At 58.9% G+C, this 14,260-nt stretch carries 14 protein-coding genes and 1 tRNA gene; 10 read left to right on the top strand and 5 right to left on the bottom strand.

What is annotated here, in order from left to right; translation table 11 throughout:
• Positions 1–16 precede the first annotated feature (16 nt).
• Positions 17–295, top strand: coding sequence for a hypothetical protein (locus tag FHX09_RS22940; RefSeq protein WP_007793839.1), 279 nt, complete (start codon positions 17–19; stop codon positions 293–295).
• On the opposite strand, the gene FHX09_RS22935 is transcribed toward FHX09_RS22940, so the two are convergent.
• Together FHX09_RS22935 and FHX09_RS22930 are read right to left on the bottom strand one after the other, a co-directional pair.
• Positions 296–733 (bottom strand): DUF1489 family protein, encoded by a 438-nt coding sequence (locus tag FHX09_RS22935; protein WP_007793840.1) that lies wholly within the window; start codon positions 731–733, stop codon positions 296–298.
• Positions 734–792: 59 nt separating this feature from the next.
• Complete coding sequence (locus tag FHX09_RS22930) at positions 793–2,199, bottom strand: L-serine ammonia-lyase (RefSeq protein WP_007793843.1); 1,407 nt, start codon at positions 2,197–2,199, stop codon at positions 793–795.
• 185 nt (positions 2,200–2,384) lie between these two features.
• Between FHX09_RS22930 and FHX09_RS22925 the strand changes: the two genes are divergently transcribed.
• Positions 2,385–3,149 (top strand): DUF599 family protein, encoded by a 765-nt coding sequence (locus FHX09_RS22925; RefSeq protein WP_037082916.1) that lies wholly within the window; start codon positions 2,385–2,387, stop codon positions 3,147–3,149.
• Positions 3,150–4,136, top strand: coding sequence for a DUF1624 domain-containing protein (locus FHX09_RS22920; protein ID WP_183721755.1), 987 nt, complete (start codon positions 3,150–3,152; stop codon positions 4,134–4,136). It abuts the gene before it with no gap.
• Here the strand turns inward: FHX09_RS22920 and FHX09_RS22915 are convergent, their stop codons facing one another.
• Together FHX09_RS22915 and mgtE are read right to left on the bottom strand one after the other, a co-directional pair.
• Positions 4,137–4,529 (bottom strand): MerR family DNA-binding transcriptional regulator, encoded by a 393-nt coding sequence (locus FHX09_RS22915; RefSeq protein WP_007793852.1) that lies wholly within the window; start codon positions 4,527–4,529, stop codon positions 4,137–4,139.
• A gap of 76 nt (positions 4,530–4,605) precedes the next feature.
• The gene (gene mgtE / locus FHX09_RS22910; protein ID WP_183721833.1) at positions 4,606–6,021 is read right to left on the bottom strand and encodes a magnesium transporter; all 1,416 of its coding nucleotides are present in this window, start codon (positions 6,019–6,021) and stop codon (positions 4,606–4,608) included.
• A 165-nt stretch (positions 6,022–6,186) separates the two neighbouring features.
• Between mgtE and FHX09_RS22905 the strand changes: the two genes are divergently transcribed.
• Together FHX09_RS22905 and FHX09_RS22900 are read left to right on the top strand one after the other, a co-directional pair.
• Positions 6,187–6,681: a peptide deformylase gene (locus tag FHX09_RS22905; protein ID WP_183721752.1), complete on the top strand. Its 495-nt coding sequence runs from the start codon at positions 6,187–6,189 to the stop codon at positions 6,679–6,681.
• Between the two features lie 273 nt (positions 6,682–6,954).
• Positions 6,955–7,323, top strand: coding sequence for a hypothetical protein (locus tag FHX09_RS22900; protein ID WP_132591196.1), 369 nt, complete (start codon positions 6,955–6,957; stop codon positions 7,321–7,323).
• A gap of 62 nt (positions 7,324–7,385) precedes the next feature.
• On the opposite strand, the gene lipB is transcribed toward FHX09_RS22900, so the two are convergent.
• Positions 7,386–8,105, bottom strand: a complete 720-nt coding sequence (gene lipB / locus FHX09_RS22895; RefSeq protein ID WP_184450717.1) for a lipoyl(octanoyl) transferase LipB — start codon at positions 8,103–8,105, stop codon at positions 7,386–7,388.
• Between the two features lie 171 nt (positions 8,106–8,276).
• Between lipB and FHX09_RS22890 the strand changes: the two genes are divergently transcribed.
• From FHX09_RS22890 to FHX09_RS22870, 5 genes are all read left to right on the top strand, one after another.
• A tRNA-Leu gene (locus FHX09_RS22890) sits at positions 8,277–8,361 on the top strand.
• A 524-nt stretch (positions 8,362–8,885) separates the two neighbouring features.
• The gene (locus FHX09_RS22885; RefSeq protein ID WP_246699500.1) at positions 8,886–9,764 is read left to right on the top strand and encodes a DMT family transporter; all 879 of its coding nucleotides are present in this window, start codon (positions 8,886–8,888) and stop codon (positions 9,762–9,764) included.
• A gap of 97 nt (positions 9,765–9,861) precedes the next feature.
• Positions 9,862–10,569, top strand: coding sequence for a hypothetical protein (locus tag FHX09_RS22880; protein ID WP_183721746.1), 708 nt, complete (start codon positions 9,862–9,864; stop codon positions 10,567–10,569).
• Positions 10,570–10,653: 84 nt separating this feature from the next.
• Positions 10,654–12,663, top strand: a complete 2,010-nt coding sequence (locus FHX09_RS22875) for an acetyl/propionyl/methylcrotonyl-CoA carboxylase subunit alpha (protein WP_183721743.1) — start codon at positions 10,654–10,656, stop codon at positions 12,661–12,663.
• A 99-nt stretch (positions 12,664–12,762) separates the two neighbouring features.
• Positions 12,763–14,031, top strand: coding sequence for a hypothetical protein (locus FHX09_RS22870; protein WP_132591206.1), 1,269 nt, complete (start codon positions 12,763–12,765; stop codon positions 14,029–14,031).
• Positions 14,032–14,260 lie beyond the last annotated feature (229 nt).

Below are 14,260 nucleotides of genomic sequence, written 5' to 3'. Positions count from 1 at the left end.
GCGTACGAGGATGAGAATGGCGATCAACGAGAATATTCCGGAATTTCCGCCACACGGCCGGGTGACCGGCAAGAATCCGCGAGCCGGTTTGCACCCGCTACATGAAGCGGCCTTGCGACTGGCGGAAGTGGGGTTGCAGCGGCAGAAGCCCAAAACGGCAAAGACCAAAGATCTAATTAACCTGCTGCTGTGCCATGGCGCGCGGGCGTGGCGCTGCTCACAAGCGGAAGCCAATATCCACCTTCACGTCACCTGCCCGGAAGGGCGAGCACCGGTAACACTGCGCCTGCGCTGATCAGAGCAGGCCGAGTTCAGAAAGCTCGCGGCGAAGGTCTGCGGGCATTTCCGCAATTCCCTCGCCCAGGCTGTTCAGATCGCGCGGCACGTCCTCTTGCGGATAATAGCGCCAGCCCTGGAACGCTCGCTTCGGCTGTACGGCCGTTTCGATGACTTCAGGCCCCAGCACAAGATGGCATCGTGAGATTCCTTCGCCATCTGTAAAAGTCTGGATGTCGAGCAGTTTCTGGCGCGCCTGAACCTGCCCCTTGATGACCCAATAAAGTGAACCGCCTTCGAGCAATTCCTCGACACGTTTCGGGACCATCCTCGTCGTATGGACGGAATGAGGCTCAAGCCCGGCCGCGATCGCCCGCAAAGAGCGTTCGGCGACCCATTCGCGCAGATCGTCAATCGAGTCCGCGCCTACGCATAATTTAATGAGATGCAATGCCATGCCGCCGTTGAAATCCTTTTAGCGGGCAGCGTCAAGCGGCAAGTCGCATGTCCACAAAGTCAACATTCCACGACGTTGACGGCAAGCCCGCCAGTGGATGTCTCCTTGTACTTCTCGCTCATGTCGTTGCCGGTCTGCCGCATGGTCTCGATGCAGGCATCAAGCGGAACGAAGTGCTTGCCGTCTCCCTTGATCGCCAGCGACGCGGCCGTAACCGCCTTGACTGCGCCGAGAGCATTTCGTTCGATGCAGGGAACCTGCACGAGGCCCGCGACGGGGTCGCAGCTCATACCGAGATGATGTTCCAGCGCGATTTCGGCGGCGTTCTCGATCTGCTCGGGCGTGCCGCCCATGACGGCGGCGAGGCCGGCAGCTGCCATTGCGGCTGCAGATCCCACCTCTCCCTGACAGCCGACTTCCGCGCCGGAAATAGAGGCGTTGTGCTTGATGATCCCGCCGACAGCGGCGGCGGTGAGCAGATAGTCGCGGATACCGTTCTGGTCCCAGTCGTCGTGGAAATGCTCGTAATAACGGATCGTTGCGGGGATGACGCCCGCGGCTCCATTCGTCGGCGCCGTCACGACGCGACCCCCGGCGGCATTTTCCTCGTTCACGGCCATGGCGTAGACGCTCAGCCAATCGTTTGCGAGTAGCGGGTTGATGCGATTGCTGCGCCACTCTTCCTGCAGCTTGTCATGAATCGCGCGGGCGCGGCGGCGAACGTTCAGTCCGCCCGGCATGATGCCATCGACCTTGAGACCGCGTTCGATGCAGGAGCGCATTGCTTCCCAGATGCGATCGAGACCGGCGTCCAGTTCCTCGCGGCTCCGCTGCGTTTCCTCGTTGGCACGCTTCATCTGCGCGATCGAGAGGCCGGAGCGCGCAGCCATATCGAGCATCTGCTTGGCTGACGCAAAAGGATACGGAACCTTGCGTGAATCAGAGGGCGTCTTCTTCTTCGCGCGCATCTGCTCGAGTTCGGTGTCAGTCACCACGAAACCGCCGCCGACGGAATAGTAGATGCGCTTGATCAGCATCCGCCCGTCTTTGTCGAAGGCGGAGAAGGACATACCGTTGGCGTGTCCGGGCAGCGGCTGCTTCTTGTCGAAGATCAGGTCGTTCTTCGGTTGGAAGCCATAGCTCGGATGGCCGGGCGGCGAGATGCGGCCGGTACGCTCCACCTGATCGATGATGCCGTCCATCTTGTCCGGATCGACGCTGTTAGGCTGCTCGCCCATCAGTCCGAGAATGACGGCCCTGCCCGTTCCATGTCCGATCCCGGTATGGGCTAGCGAACCGTGCAGGCTAACCTTCATGGACGCAACCTGAGCGCCCGAGGTCGGGCGCGGCCAATCGTTCGAGAGAATCAGATCGAGGAACCGATTGGCGGCAGTCATCGGACCCATCGTGTGCGAGCTGGAAGGCCCGACACCGATCTTGAAGACGTCGAAAACGGAAAGGAACATGACTGCGTCCTGTAAAGTTGCTGCGCAAACCTACGCCACCGGCTCTCGCGATCCCCGCGACGGACCGACATAGCATTTCACGCGTGCGACATCTGTAAAACGAAGCGCGGCTGCTTGCCAGTCATTGCAGCACGCGCCCGCATCTGTAGAGTGGCGCGGCGACGGGAACCTGATTCAATATAATGATGACGACAGCGGATTACATTGCACTGGTGTTCTTTGCGGCGATCTGGTTCTGCTATGCGCGCCTGCTGCAAAGCTCGAGCTTCTTTGGCAGGACCAGCCTCACGCACGCCATGCGGGAGCGCCGGCGCGAGTGGATCTACAATTCGCTGCGGCGCGACCTGAAGATGATCGACACTCAGATCATGGCCGGCCTGCAGAACGGCACTGCTTTCTTCGCCTCGACGTCGATCTTCGCCATCGGCAGCTGCTTTGCGCTGCTGGGCGCAACGGAGAAGGTCGACGCGGTCTTCGCCGACCTGCCTTTCGTCTTTCATAGTGGGCATGCCGTCTTCGAAATGAAGGTCGGCGGCCTTGCAGCGCTTTTCGGATATGCCTTTTTTAAGTTCGGCTGGTCGTATCGCCTCTTCAACTACTGCACGATCCTTTTCGGCTCCATCCCGATGATGCGCGACACCGAACAGGATGTGATTGCGGCCGAGCGGGCGGCCGAACGCGTCATCCGCATGAACATCATTGCGGCGGGTCATTTCAACGAGGGGCTGCGCGCCATCTTCCTCTCGATCGGTTACCTCGGTTGGTTCATCAACCCCTATGTTTTCATGCTGACGACGACGATCGTGATCGTCGTCCTGACCAGGCGGCAGTTCTTCTCTGAGGCGCGTCTGGCGATTATGGACGCCAACCCGCCATCAAATCTCCACCTTTCTCCTATTCCCCGCGCCAAGCCGTCGAACGATGGCAACGAGTCATCCGAGGGATTGTGAATGAAGGCTCCGGCGACGAAAACATATGCGAGCGTCAAGCCGCCTCGCATCGGCTTGCTGGATACGGCACGCGGTGTCGCCCTGATGGCGATGGCGACCTATCACTTCACCTGGGATATGGAGTTTATGGGCTACCTTACCCCAGGCACCGCTGAAACCGGCTGGCTAAAGCTCTATGCCCGCGCGATCGCATCGACATTCCTGTTCATCGTAGGGGTCAGCCTGGTCCTCGCCAACACGCCGGAAATTCGCTGGCGGACGTTCTGGAAGCGGTTTGCGATGATCGCCGCGGCCGCGCTTGCGATCTCCGTCGTGACGCGCTTCGTCTTCCCGAATGAATGGATATTCTTCGGTATTCTGCATTGCATCGCCGCTCTCAGCCTGCTTGGCCTTGTCTTCCTGCGTCTGCCACTCCCCGTCACCATCGTCGTGACGGCCGTCGTGACTGCAGCATGGGCCGTGGATACCTGGCTCGCGCCGGATCTATTGCGTTCGCCGATCTTCAATCCGCGTTACCTTGCCTGGATCGGCTTGGCCGAGATGCCGCAGCGATCGAACGACTATGTGCCGATTTTTCCCTGGGCCGTGCCCTTCCTGCTTGGCGTGACGGCGACCCTGCTTGCCATGAGGACGGGGCTGCTTGAGAGGCTTGCCAGGGTTGGTACAGGATCAAGCTTACCGGCGAAGGCCGGGCGCCATAGCCTCGCCTTCTACTTGATTCACCAGCCGGTGCTGATCGCGATTGCCTACGGGCTGTCCGTGGGAATTCCACCTGCGAAACCGGATCCCGTCGAAAGCTACCTGAAGCAATGCAATGCTTCATGCACGATGCAGGAAGGCGAAGCGCTATGCCGCAGCTTCTGCCAGTGCACACTTGACAAGCTACAGAAGGAAAATCTCTTCACGGAATTCCAGTCCGGTGCCGTCAAACCGGATGATGGGCGAATATTGGCACTGGCGAGCGAGTGCAGCGTCGACGCGCAATAATCAGGTGCCGACGCCGATGTCGGCGAGACGCCCGAGGCAGGCCTCTTCGATGTTGTCGAGTTCGGTCAGAGTGTCGTCGATATCCTTGCGCTTCTGGCGCAGATCTTCGCGCTTCTCATCGACGCGCTTCATCAGGAGCTTGAGCTGGCCCAATTCGCCCGGCGGCTCCTTATAGACCTGAATGATCTCGCGGATTTCCGCGATGGTGAAGCCGATACGCCGGCCACGCAGGATTTCCTGGATTAGACGGCGATCCGCCGGACGGAACAGCCGCGTGCGTCCACGCCGCTCGGGATGGATCAATCCTTCGTCTTCGTAGAACCTGAGCGTACGCGTCGATACTCCAAACTCGCGCGTCAATTCGGTTATGCTATAGTACTTGCTGACCGGCATGGGCTCCCCACCATTAAGGAAGGTAATAATATTGACTTTTACGTAATAGTCAATTTCTGCAGCGAAATCGAGCCGGCTAAATTCCGAACCACCATGTGGCGATACCAAGAAAGGCAAAGAAGCCCGTGCAATCGGTCACGGTCGTGACAAAGACAGACGACGCGATGGCCGGGTCCGCGCCGATCTTATGCAGTAGCAACGGCAGCAAAATTCCGGCAAGTGCCGCCGCAAAGAGGTTGATGATCATGGCCGCGCCGATCACGAAACCAAGCTGGTAATTGTGGAACCACGTTGCGGCAATCATGCCCATGATGACCGAGAAGAGCGCGCCGTTGGCGATGCCGACCCCTGCCTCCCTGCGGATGATGCGCCCGGCGTTGTAGATGTCGATGTCGCCGGTTGCCAATGCGCGGACAGTGACCGTCATCGTCTGTGTCCCCGCATTGCCGCCCATGGACGCCACGATCGGCATCAGTACCGCGAGCGCGATCATCTTCTCGATCGATTCGTCAAACAACCCGATGACGCTTGCAGACAGCAAGGCCGTTCCAAGATTGATTACTAGCCAGAGAAAGCGCGAGCGCACGGTAGAGAGAACATTGTCTGAGAGCTCTTCGTCGCCAACACCGCCAAGGCGCTTGATGTCTTCGTCGGCCTCCTCGTGAATAACGTCGACCACATCATCGATCGTGAGCACACCAACCAGCCTGTCGTTCTCGTCGACGACGGCGGCAGAGAGAAGGTCATACTGCTCGAAAAGCTGCGCGGCTTCTTCCTGGTCCATCTCCGCAGGGATCGGATGGTTCGTCTCCCGCATGACGGATTCGATCTTCGTCTGCCGCTTTGTGCGCAGGATCTTGTCCAGATCGATAGCACCCAGCAGTTTGAATGTCGGGTCGATGACGAAGATCTGCGAGAAGGAATATGGTAGGTCCTCCTCGTCGCGCATGTAGTCGATCGTTTGGCCGACTGTCCAAAACGGTGGCACCGCGACGAATTCCGTCTGCATACGGCGTCCCGCCGAGCTCTCGGGATAGTCGAGCGCGCGCCGCAGCCGCACGCGTTCTGTAAACGGAAGCTGCGCAAGGATCTCCTCGCGGTCCTCGGTGTCGAGATCCTCAAGGATGTAAACAGCGTCGTCGGAATCGAGTTCGCCGATTGCCGCTGCAATCTGTTCATTCGGGAGCTGGTCGACTATCTCACGGCGAATCGTCTCGTCGACCTCGGTCAGCGCCGTCATGTCGAATTCGTCGCCCAGGAGGCGAACGAGCGCGAGTCGCTGGTCTGGCTGCAGCGATTCGAGAAGGTCGCCTATTTCGGATTCGTGCAGGCGGGCAACGTGTTGGCGCAGGAAGATCGTATCGCGATCGGCGATCGCTGCGCCCACCAGTGCGAGGAAATCGCCTCTGACGTTGCCGCTTTCATCATAGATGTCGGCGTCGCCGCTGTCTGGCCGCGGGCGGACGAGCTCTTCTGCGTCGTTCGTCATGATTTGCCGCCCTCGCATCTCGTTTGAAGTTCAACGACTAAGCGCCGAAACATGTAGTTTCGTGCTAGCTGAAAGCTCGAAGCCCGTCCAGCTGCAAAAGCCTCGCGTGGGTGACAATGCGCGTGCGCAGCGATAGTTTCCGCGTGTCTCAAATCAGGAACCTTGCCAGTGGCTGTCCGCCCCATATTGCGCTTCCCCGACGTCGGTCTCAGAACCGTTTGCGAGCCCGTTGAAGTCTTTGACGAGCGATTATACAAACTCGCGGATGACCTGTTGGATACTATGCGGGCCGCTCCGGGTGTCGGTATCACCGGCGCACACATCGGCGTGCACCTTCGGGTCGTCGTGATCGAGTTCAGCCGTGACGACGGGCCACGCTATTATGTCAATCCGGAGATCATGATTGCGTCCGACGAGACGATTCGCCATGTCGAAGGAAGCGTCTCTATGCCTGGCATGACCGACGAGGTCGTGAGGCCCAAGGCAATCCGTGTGCGCTACCGTGATTTGTCCGGCGCCGAGCATGAGGAAGACGCGCAGGACTTCCTCGCAGTCTGCATCCAGCACGAGATCGATCAACTCGACGGTGTCTTTTGGACACAGCGCCTTTCCAGGCTCAAGCGGGAGCGACTGGTCAAACGGTGGGACAAGTTGCGCAACTAACAGCGGCATGAAGCCTTCTGGAGCATCCCGGTTTAAGCTCCTAATGTCTCGTCTCTTGATTGCGCAAATACCGACGCCACCCGCCCTGGAATAGGAAACAATGTTCCATCACAAAACTGTCAAATCCGGTCGCGTATCTGTGATTTCATTTGATAAACCGCCGGCAGTTGTGTGATTTTTTGCCCGCATTCTTGCCGCAATTCGAGCGCGAACTCACTCTTGCCGAGGGTTTGGTATCGTTGTCATTGCAACGACGAATTGAGGAGATTTTCCATGCGCTTCAGATTTGCCGCCGCCGCTTCCATTCTCGCCCTCGGCCTGGCAAGTGCCGCCTTCGCCCAACCGCAGTACTCAAACGACTACAATAACGATAGTGACGGGTTTGCGCCGGTCCAGATGGTGCCGAAAAAGCCGGTCCACTATGTCAATCGCAAGGTGCCGGAATACTCTTCCGACTACACGAATGACAGTGATGGATTCGCCCCGAGCCGGATGTCGTCGCCCGTCGACAGGACGACAACGGCCAGCATCAAGCCGCTGCCCGACTGCGATTACATGAAGACGAACTCCAAGGTGCATACGGCCGGCGGGGATAGCGGAGCGTCACATTCCGACGCCTGCCGCGACATCGGTGACAAATAGCAATCTAACTACAAAGGGCCGGTCAGCCGACCCTTTGTGCTCTCCTCGCGAGGGCTTTTGCGTCATCTATCGTTGACCGTATCGCCGAAGACCGATTCGAACGCCTGCCGAAGCTGGATGTCGACATCAGTCATCATGACCGGCAGGCCGAGATCGACGAGGCTTGTAACGCCATAGGCCGAAATTCCACATGGAACGATTCCGCTGAAGTGGTCGAGATCGGGTTCGACGTTCAGCGACAGACCGTGAAATGTTACCCACTTCCGCAGCCGGATGCCCAGCGCCGCGATCTTGTCTTCAGCCATCGTGCCATCGGGCAGAGCCGCTTTGTCCGGCCTGCGCACCCAGACGCCAACACGGTCCTCGCGCCGCTCGCCGCGGACGTTCATCGATCCCAGCATACGAATGACCACCTCCTCAAGCGCGGCGACGAAGGCGCGCACGTCCTGGCGCCTGCGCTTCAAGTCCAGCATGACGTAAGCAACACGCTGGCCAGGCCCGTGATAGGTATATTCGCCGCCGCGTCCCGTGGCGAAGACGGGGAACCGATCGGGCTGCACAAGGTCTTTGGCATCCGCGCTGGTTCCCGCCGTATAGAGAGGCGGATGTTCCACGAGCCAGACGAGCTCGTCGCCGCCGTCTGCAATTGCCGCGACCTCGCGTTCCATGTTTTCCACAGCCTCCGCATAGGGCGTGAGGCCGTCGGCGATCCGCCATCGGATCGGCCGCGAGCCTTCAAGGGGCAACATGGAGAATTCAAGATCGGTGCGTAGCATGGCCATTCCTTGTCGCTTCTGCTCGAGAGGCAGCATTGCGAAGGTTATATGGCCCCGTTTTAGAGGCGATTCAAATGCTGTGATTTGTTTTGAAAAAATCTGTCATATCGCCCTTGTGTACCCCAAACGCTTTTGCTACATGCTGCCCCGCCGGCACAAATCGGCACCTACCACGATGCGGTCGTGGCGGAATTGGTAGACGCGCAGCGTTGAGGTCGCTGTGGGGCAACCCGTGGAAGTTCGAGTCTTCTCGACCGCACCAACCATCCCTGCGATGGTTATCAAGAGCTCTTCTCTTCATCTTCGACAGGAGATAATTCCGAGCACGCTATTGACGCGACTTGTGGAAGAGCCCTCCCTCAAACGCGAAGCTGGCATTCGCTTCCCCCCCGATTCGGTCGAGGCTCGATTCATGACCGCCGAGTGTTCGAGCCGGCCCTGGTGAGCGCGATGTCCCTGACGACCTTATCGTTGACCGCTTGATGCTTTCGCCGATGTTGGCGCCACTGCGTTTCGCAGGCCTTAACAGCGTATCAATGAACACTTATCGGCGCTGCCCCCAAAGCGCGCGGAAGGCTATCTTCGTCCTCGTTGATCCGGTCACTTCGAAATCCCGGGCAGACCAGCGCAACGTTCGCGTCCGCAAATTGCTGCTCCTGGCTGCAGGGCTTCTTCCGCCCCTTCACCCGAACCGTGACTTTCTGTATAGCCTCTTGGACCTGATATAGAATCTCACCGATGCGCAATCCTCCCGAACACCAAAATCCTCTCCAGGGAATGGCCCTCATGGCGGGCGCCATGCTCGTGCTGCCGGCGATGGATGCAGTCGCGAAATACATGGCGACCTTCGAGGCCATGTCGCCGGGACAGGTGACATTCTACCGCTTCTTCTTCCAGCTCGTCTGCACGCTGCCGTTTCTGTTCGTGATCTTCGGCCGCAAGGCACTCCAGGCCAAACGCCCCTGGATGAATCTGTTGCGCGGGATCCTCCACGGGGCGGCGAGCCTGCTCTTCTTCGTTGCCGTGAAATACATGCCGCTCGCAGACGTGTTTGCGATCTATTTCGTCGAACCCCTCATGCTCACCGCGTTGTCGGCGATCTTCCTCGGCGACAAGGTCGGCTGGCGCCGATGGATGGCAATTGTCGTCGGGTTCGGTGGCGCAATGATAGTCATCCAGCCGAGCTACGAGATCTTTGGTCTGAAGGCGCTCTTGCCCGTTTTTTGCGCCTTCCTGTACTCGCTCTATCTCTTTTTGAACCGGGCGATCGGCGATGCCGATTCACCGCTGACGATGCAAACGATGGCGGGTATTGGAGGTACTGCCTTCATGGCGGCGGCATTGATCGTGGGCAATGGGTTTGGCGTCGGTGATTTCCACCCCTCCTTGCCTTCCTCTGCGTTGGCGCTCGCTCTGCTGCTGATTCTTGGGACGATTTCGGGCTATGCCCACATGGTCATCGTACGCGCCTTCCGGCTGGCACCGTTGTCGCTGCTGGCACCGTTCCAGTATTTCGAGATCATTTCCGCAACTGTGCTCGGCTACGCGCTCTTCGGGGATTTCCCGAACGTCTCCAAATGGATCGGTATCCTGATTATCGTCGCTTCCGGCCTCTTCATCATCTGGCGGGAGCGCCTGCAGACCCGATCGTTAAAAACGTCGTGACCGGTTGAGTGCGCCGTTAACACTGCTTCTTGAGGGATCATAAATTCGCTCGCGCTAGAACGACCTTCGGCCTCATGATGAGGTCTGGAGACAAAAGATGAGCGAATTCCGTCTCGCTTTTCCGGCATGTGTGATCGCCGGAAAGCATCGGCTGACGGCCGAAGATATCAGTCTGCTGCGCAAGCACACCTTCCCGGAAGGCATCCGGACCGCGGACGACGTGGTCGTCATGCTGGCGCTGAACAATTCCTGCCCCGAAAAATGCCCGGAATGGAGCTCCTTCTTTGTGGAGCAGCTCGCCGGTTTCATCGTCAACTACACCTATCCTCAAGGGTCACTTGACGAGATAAACGTGGCCTGGCTCATGCGTATGGTCGCGACCGACGGCGTGGTCAACTCGGCGCTAGAGCTCGAATTGGTTCTGCACGCAATGGAGATCTCGGCGAACGTGCCGGATGAACTGCGCGCCTTCGCACTCGACCAGCTGCGTCTTGCGCTGACAGAAAACGTCGGCGGCTACAGGCTGTGTCGCGCAGTGGATCGAAAGGGCATCACGCGCCAGGATATCGATTACGTCATGCGGGTTCTGCGCGGCGTTAGCGATGCCGGCGTTATCAGCGCACCGCCCCTCACCTGGAGCGTTATGATGCGGATGGCGGAGGAAACGCTGCCAGCCGCAAATCATCCACGTTGGCCCGCTATTCTCTCAGCGCTTCAGCTCGTCGACTATGCCGAGGCCCCACGTCGCAGCCGGTGGCTCAGGATCGTGGATGACAGCTTCGGCAGCGAAACCGCGGTCGCCTGACACCCCCCGATATTCTTTCGGCTGATTGTGCGTTCCGGTGTTTATGCGTAAAACTCCGGAACGCATGTTTTGGGTGGAGTCTCCATGTTCAAGAAAATCCTGATCGCGAATCGCGGCGAGATCGCTTGCCGCGTTATCAAGACCGCGCGCCGTATGGGAATTGTGACGGTAGCGGTCTATTCAGATGCGGATCGGGATGCACTCCACGTGGAAATGGCTGATGAGGCTGTTCATATCGGCCCTGCGGCAGCCGCCGAAAGCTATCTCGTCGCGGATAAGATCATCGCAGCCTGCAAGCAGACCGGCGCCGAAGCGGTCCATCCCGGCTACGGCTTTCTCTCCGAGCGAGCGTCGTTTTGCGAGGCACTGGAGAAAGAAGGCATTGTCTTCATCGGTCCGAAGCCGAAGGCCATTATGGCGATGGGCGACAAGATCGAATCGAAGAAGTTTGCCAACGCCGCCATGGTCTCCACCGTCCCCGGTTATCTCGGCGTCATCGAGGATGCGTCTCACGCAGAAAGGATCGCCGCCGAGATCGGCTATCCCGTTATGATCAAGGCGTCTGCCGGCGGCGGCGGTAAGGGTATGCGCATTGCGTGGAACGAAGCAGAAGTGCGCGACGGTTTCGACCGGGCACGTTCGGAGGCAAAGAGTTCCTTTGGTGACGACCGTGTCTTCATCGAAAAATACGTTGTCGAGCCCCGCCACATCGAGATTCAGGTGCTTGCCGACGCGCACGGCAACGTCGTCTATCTCGGCGAACGCGAATGCTCGATCCAACGCCGCAATCAGAAGGTTGTCGAAGAAGCCCCTTCACCTTTCCTCGATGCCAACACCCGCGCGGCGATGGGTGAGCAATCGGTCGCGCTTGCCCGAGCTGTGGAATATCAAAGCGCCGGCACGGTCGAATTCATCGTCGATCGTGACCGCAATTTCTATTTTCTGGAAATGAACACGCGCCTGCAGGTCGAGCATCCGGTTACTGAACTGGTCACGGGTATCGACCTCGTGGAGCAAATGATCCGCGTTGCGGCCGGCGAGAAGATACCGTTCGTGCAAGGTGACATAAAGCTGAACGGCTGGGCGATTGAGAGCCGGTTGTATGCCGAGGATCCCTATCGCAATTTCCTGCCTTCAATCGGTCGTCTGACGCGATATCGGCCGCCTGCGGAAGGCAAATCCGAAAGCGTCGTCGTGCGCAACGACACCGGCGTTTTCGAAGGCGCCGAGATTTCGATGTACTACGATCCGATGATTGCGAAGCTCTGCACCTGGGCACCGACGCGCCTGGAGGCGATCGAAGCGATGGGCGAGGCGCTCGACGGTTTCGTTGTCGATGGAATTGAACACAACGTCCCCTTCCTTGCCGCGCTGATGAAACACCCCCGCTGGCGCGAGGGACGTCTATCGACCGGTTTCATCGCCGAGGAGTACCCGGATGGTTTTGAGCCGATGGTGCCCGATACAGACCAGCAAGCGATTCTCGCGGCCGTCGCCCTTTCGGCGTCTCTCATCGAGGCCAACCGTCGAGAGCGCTTCGCCGACCGCTTGCGCACTCCCGGCGGTGCGACACGTGATGATTGGACCGTCAGGCTCGGTGACAGCTACGTCGATTCGCGTTTGGTTGACAGGCTAGTGACGATCCCGTTCGATATGGACATCGAGATCGGCGGCAAGATTTCCAACGTTGTCACCGATTGGAGACCTGGCGACGCCGTTTGGCGCGGCAAGGTCGCGGGCCAAAACGTGATTGCGCAAATCCGCCCGGTTCTCAACGGTCTCCGGCTGGACTGGCAGGGAATATCCCTGAAGGCCAAGGTGCTGACGCCGCGCCATGCCGCGCTAGAGAAGCTGATGCCGGTCAAGCTTCCGCCCGATACATCGAAGCTGTTGCTCTGCCCTATGCCTGGTCTCGTCGTTTCGATTGCAGTGGTCGAGGGCCAGGAAGTCAAAGCTGGTGAAACGCTTGCCGTAGTCGAAGCTATGAAAATGGAGAACGTGCTGCGCGCCGAACGCGATCTTGTCGTCAGCAAAATCAACGCCAAGCCCGGAGAGAGCCTTGCCGTCGACGCCGTGATTCTCGAGTTCGCCTGACGACCGCCGACGCTCCTTGGCGTCCAGCCGGTTAGGTTTTGTTAACGGCTGGACTGCCTATCGTGACCCGCCCGGCAGGATGCCGGGTGGAGGTAGCAAATGACGACGCTGCAATCGGCGATCCTCTTGCTGGTCATAAATTTCGGCCTTCTCTGGCTTTTGATGCGGGTTCCGCTAGGGCGCAGGACCATTTGCCTTAGCCAAACCTATCGATGTTCCCCCGATACACTCTGGAAGGCGATGAATCCCGCCGGTGCGGATGCGTCCTGGCACCACTCGGTCATCAGCAGTCGCGCGCTTGCCGATCGGAGCGGTGTCGTGGAGCAGACCTACCGGCATCTCGACAAGAACGGCGCGCCCTCGCGCCGGCTTCTTGCACTGGACCCGTTGCCATCAATGGCGAGTAATGCCCACGGCTTCCAGGCTCGCATCATCGATGACAGCACGCTGGATCCCACATTCTGGAACCACTACCGGGAGCGGCGCATCATTCGACCAACACCTGATGGTGCTCTGCTGGAGGTCGAACAGACGGACCGGTACCGCGGGCTGGCTTTCCTCATGTTTCGCTATTTCGTTCTGCGCCGGGAAATGAAGGCGCTTGATGGATGGTTGAAGACAGGCGAATCGCTGCCGCAGGGCTACTTTGAGAGACCGCTGGTCCAAGGCGGACTTGCAGTGTTGTCGACTCTGCTGCTCTGGCCCTTCCTTGGGCTCGATGCAGGTGGCCTGATGCTCTCGACCTTCCTGACGCTTGTCATTGTCTTGCATGAACTGGGGCATATGGCGGCCTATCGCATGTTCGGTCATGCATCGGTCAGGATGATCTTTGTACCTCTGCTTGGTGGCATCGCTGTCGGCGGGAGGCCGTACCGGTCGCTATTCGAGGTGGCAACTTGTGCCCTGATGGGCGCGGGAATGTCGGCCTTTATGGTCCCGATCCTAGCAGTCGCCTCGCAGCTTTCGGATGTTGGCCTGCTGCCCTCGGCGTCACGCGGACCTCTGCTGATTTTCCTGTTGATCCTCGGCACTTTCAACCTGCTGAACCTACTGCCGATGCACCGTTTCGATGGAGGTCAGGTTCTCCGGCAAATCTTTCGCACGCGAAGGTCGCAGATAGCGGCCAGTTTCGTTGTGACGCTCTGCATTCTCGGCATTGGTTTCGAGATCGGTTTGCCCGCGAAGATGCTGACGGCGGGCCTGTTCGTCTTCATGCTTGTCAGCCTTGTCTGTGGCGGTTTGGTGAAGCCGCGCCAGATGCTTGACGAGATGAAGGATGGCGAGCGCATGCTCGTTGCTTTTGGCCTCTACGCGGCTATTGCAGTACATGGCTATGCCATTATTTTCGCAACCGAAAAGCTCTTCTGACGCAAGCCGCACAGCGACCGGCGCAATCAGTGTGTTCGGGGCGGAAATTCAAACTGTCAGGCGGTTTTTTCTTGAGCCGCAGACGCGGTGCGTGCAAAAGTCCGCGCAAATCAAGTCATTAGGAGGAATTCGATATGGACGTTCGCGCCGCCGTTGCCGTTGAGGCTGGCAAGCCGCTTGAAGTGATGACCGTTCAGCTGGAGGGGCCACGGGCCGGCGAGGTGCTGGT

The sequence above is a fragment of the Rhizobium sp. BK538 genome (assembly GCF_014197575.1).
Lineage (GTDB): Bacteria > Pseudomonadota > Alphaproteobacteria > Rhizobiales > Rhizobiaceae > Rhizobium.
Note: the sequence above shows the minus strand (reverse complement) of the source record. Positions and strands in the feature narration are given on the sequence as shown.

Excerpts from the sequence above, each read along its gene's own strand:
- FHX09_RS22940 (WP_007793839.1), top strand. The coding sequence starts at position 17 with ATGGCGATCAACGAGAATATTCCGGAATTTCCGCCACACGGCCGGGTG.
- FHX09_RS22935 (WP_007793840.1), bottom strand. The coding sequence starts at position 733 with ATGGCATTGCATCTCATTAAATTATGCGTAGGCGCGGACTCGATTGAC.
- FHX09_RS22930 (WP_007793843.1), bottom strand. The coding sequence starts at position 2,199 with ATGTTCCTTTCCGTTTTCGACGTCTTCAAGATCGGTGTCGGGCCTTCC.
- FHX09_RS22925 (WP_037082916.1), top strand. The coding sequence starts at position 2,385 with ATGACGACAGCGGATTACATTGCACTGGTGTTCTTTGCGGCGATCTGG.
- FHX09_RS22920 (WP_183721755.1), top strand. The coding sequence starts at position 3,150 with ATGAAGGCTCCGGCGACGAAAACATATGCGAGCGTCAAGCCGCCTCGC.
- FHX09_RS22915 (WP_007793852.1), bottom strand. The coding sequence starts at position 4,529 with ATGCCGGTCAGCAAGTACTATAGCATAACCGAATTGACGCGCGAGTTT.
- FHX09_RS22900 (WP_132591196.1), top strand. The coding sequence starts at position 6,955 with ATGCGCTTCAGATTTGCCGCCGCCGCTTCCATTCTCGCCCTCGGCCTG.
- lipB (WP_184450717.1), bottom strand. The coding sequence starts at position 8,105 with ATGGCCATGCTACGCACCGATCTTGAATTCTCCATGTTGCCCCTTGAA.
- FHX09_RS22885 (WP_246699500.1), top strand. The coding sequence starts at position 8,886 with ATGGCGGGCGCCATGCTCGTGCTGCCGGCGATGGATGCAGTCGCGAAA.
- FHX09_RS22880 (WP_183721746.1), top strand. The coding sequence starts at position 9,862 with ATGAGCGAATTCCGTCTCGCTTTTCCGGCATGTGTGATCGCCGGAAAG.
- FHX09_RS22875 (WP_183721743.1), top strand. The coding sequence starts at position 10,654 with ATGTTCAAGAAAATCCTGATCGCGAATCGCGGCGAGATCGCTTGCCGC.
- FHX09_RS22870 (WP_132591206.1), top strand. The coding sequence starts at position 12,763 with ATGACGACGCTGCAATCGGCGATCCTCTTGCTGGTCATAAATTTCGGC.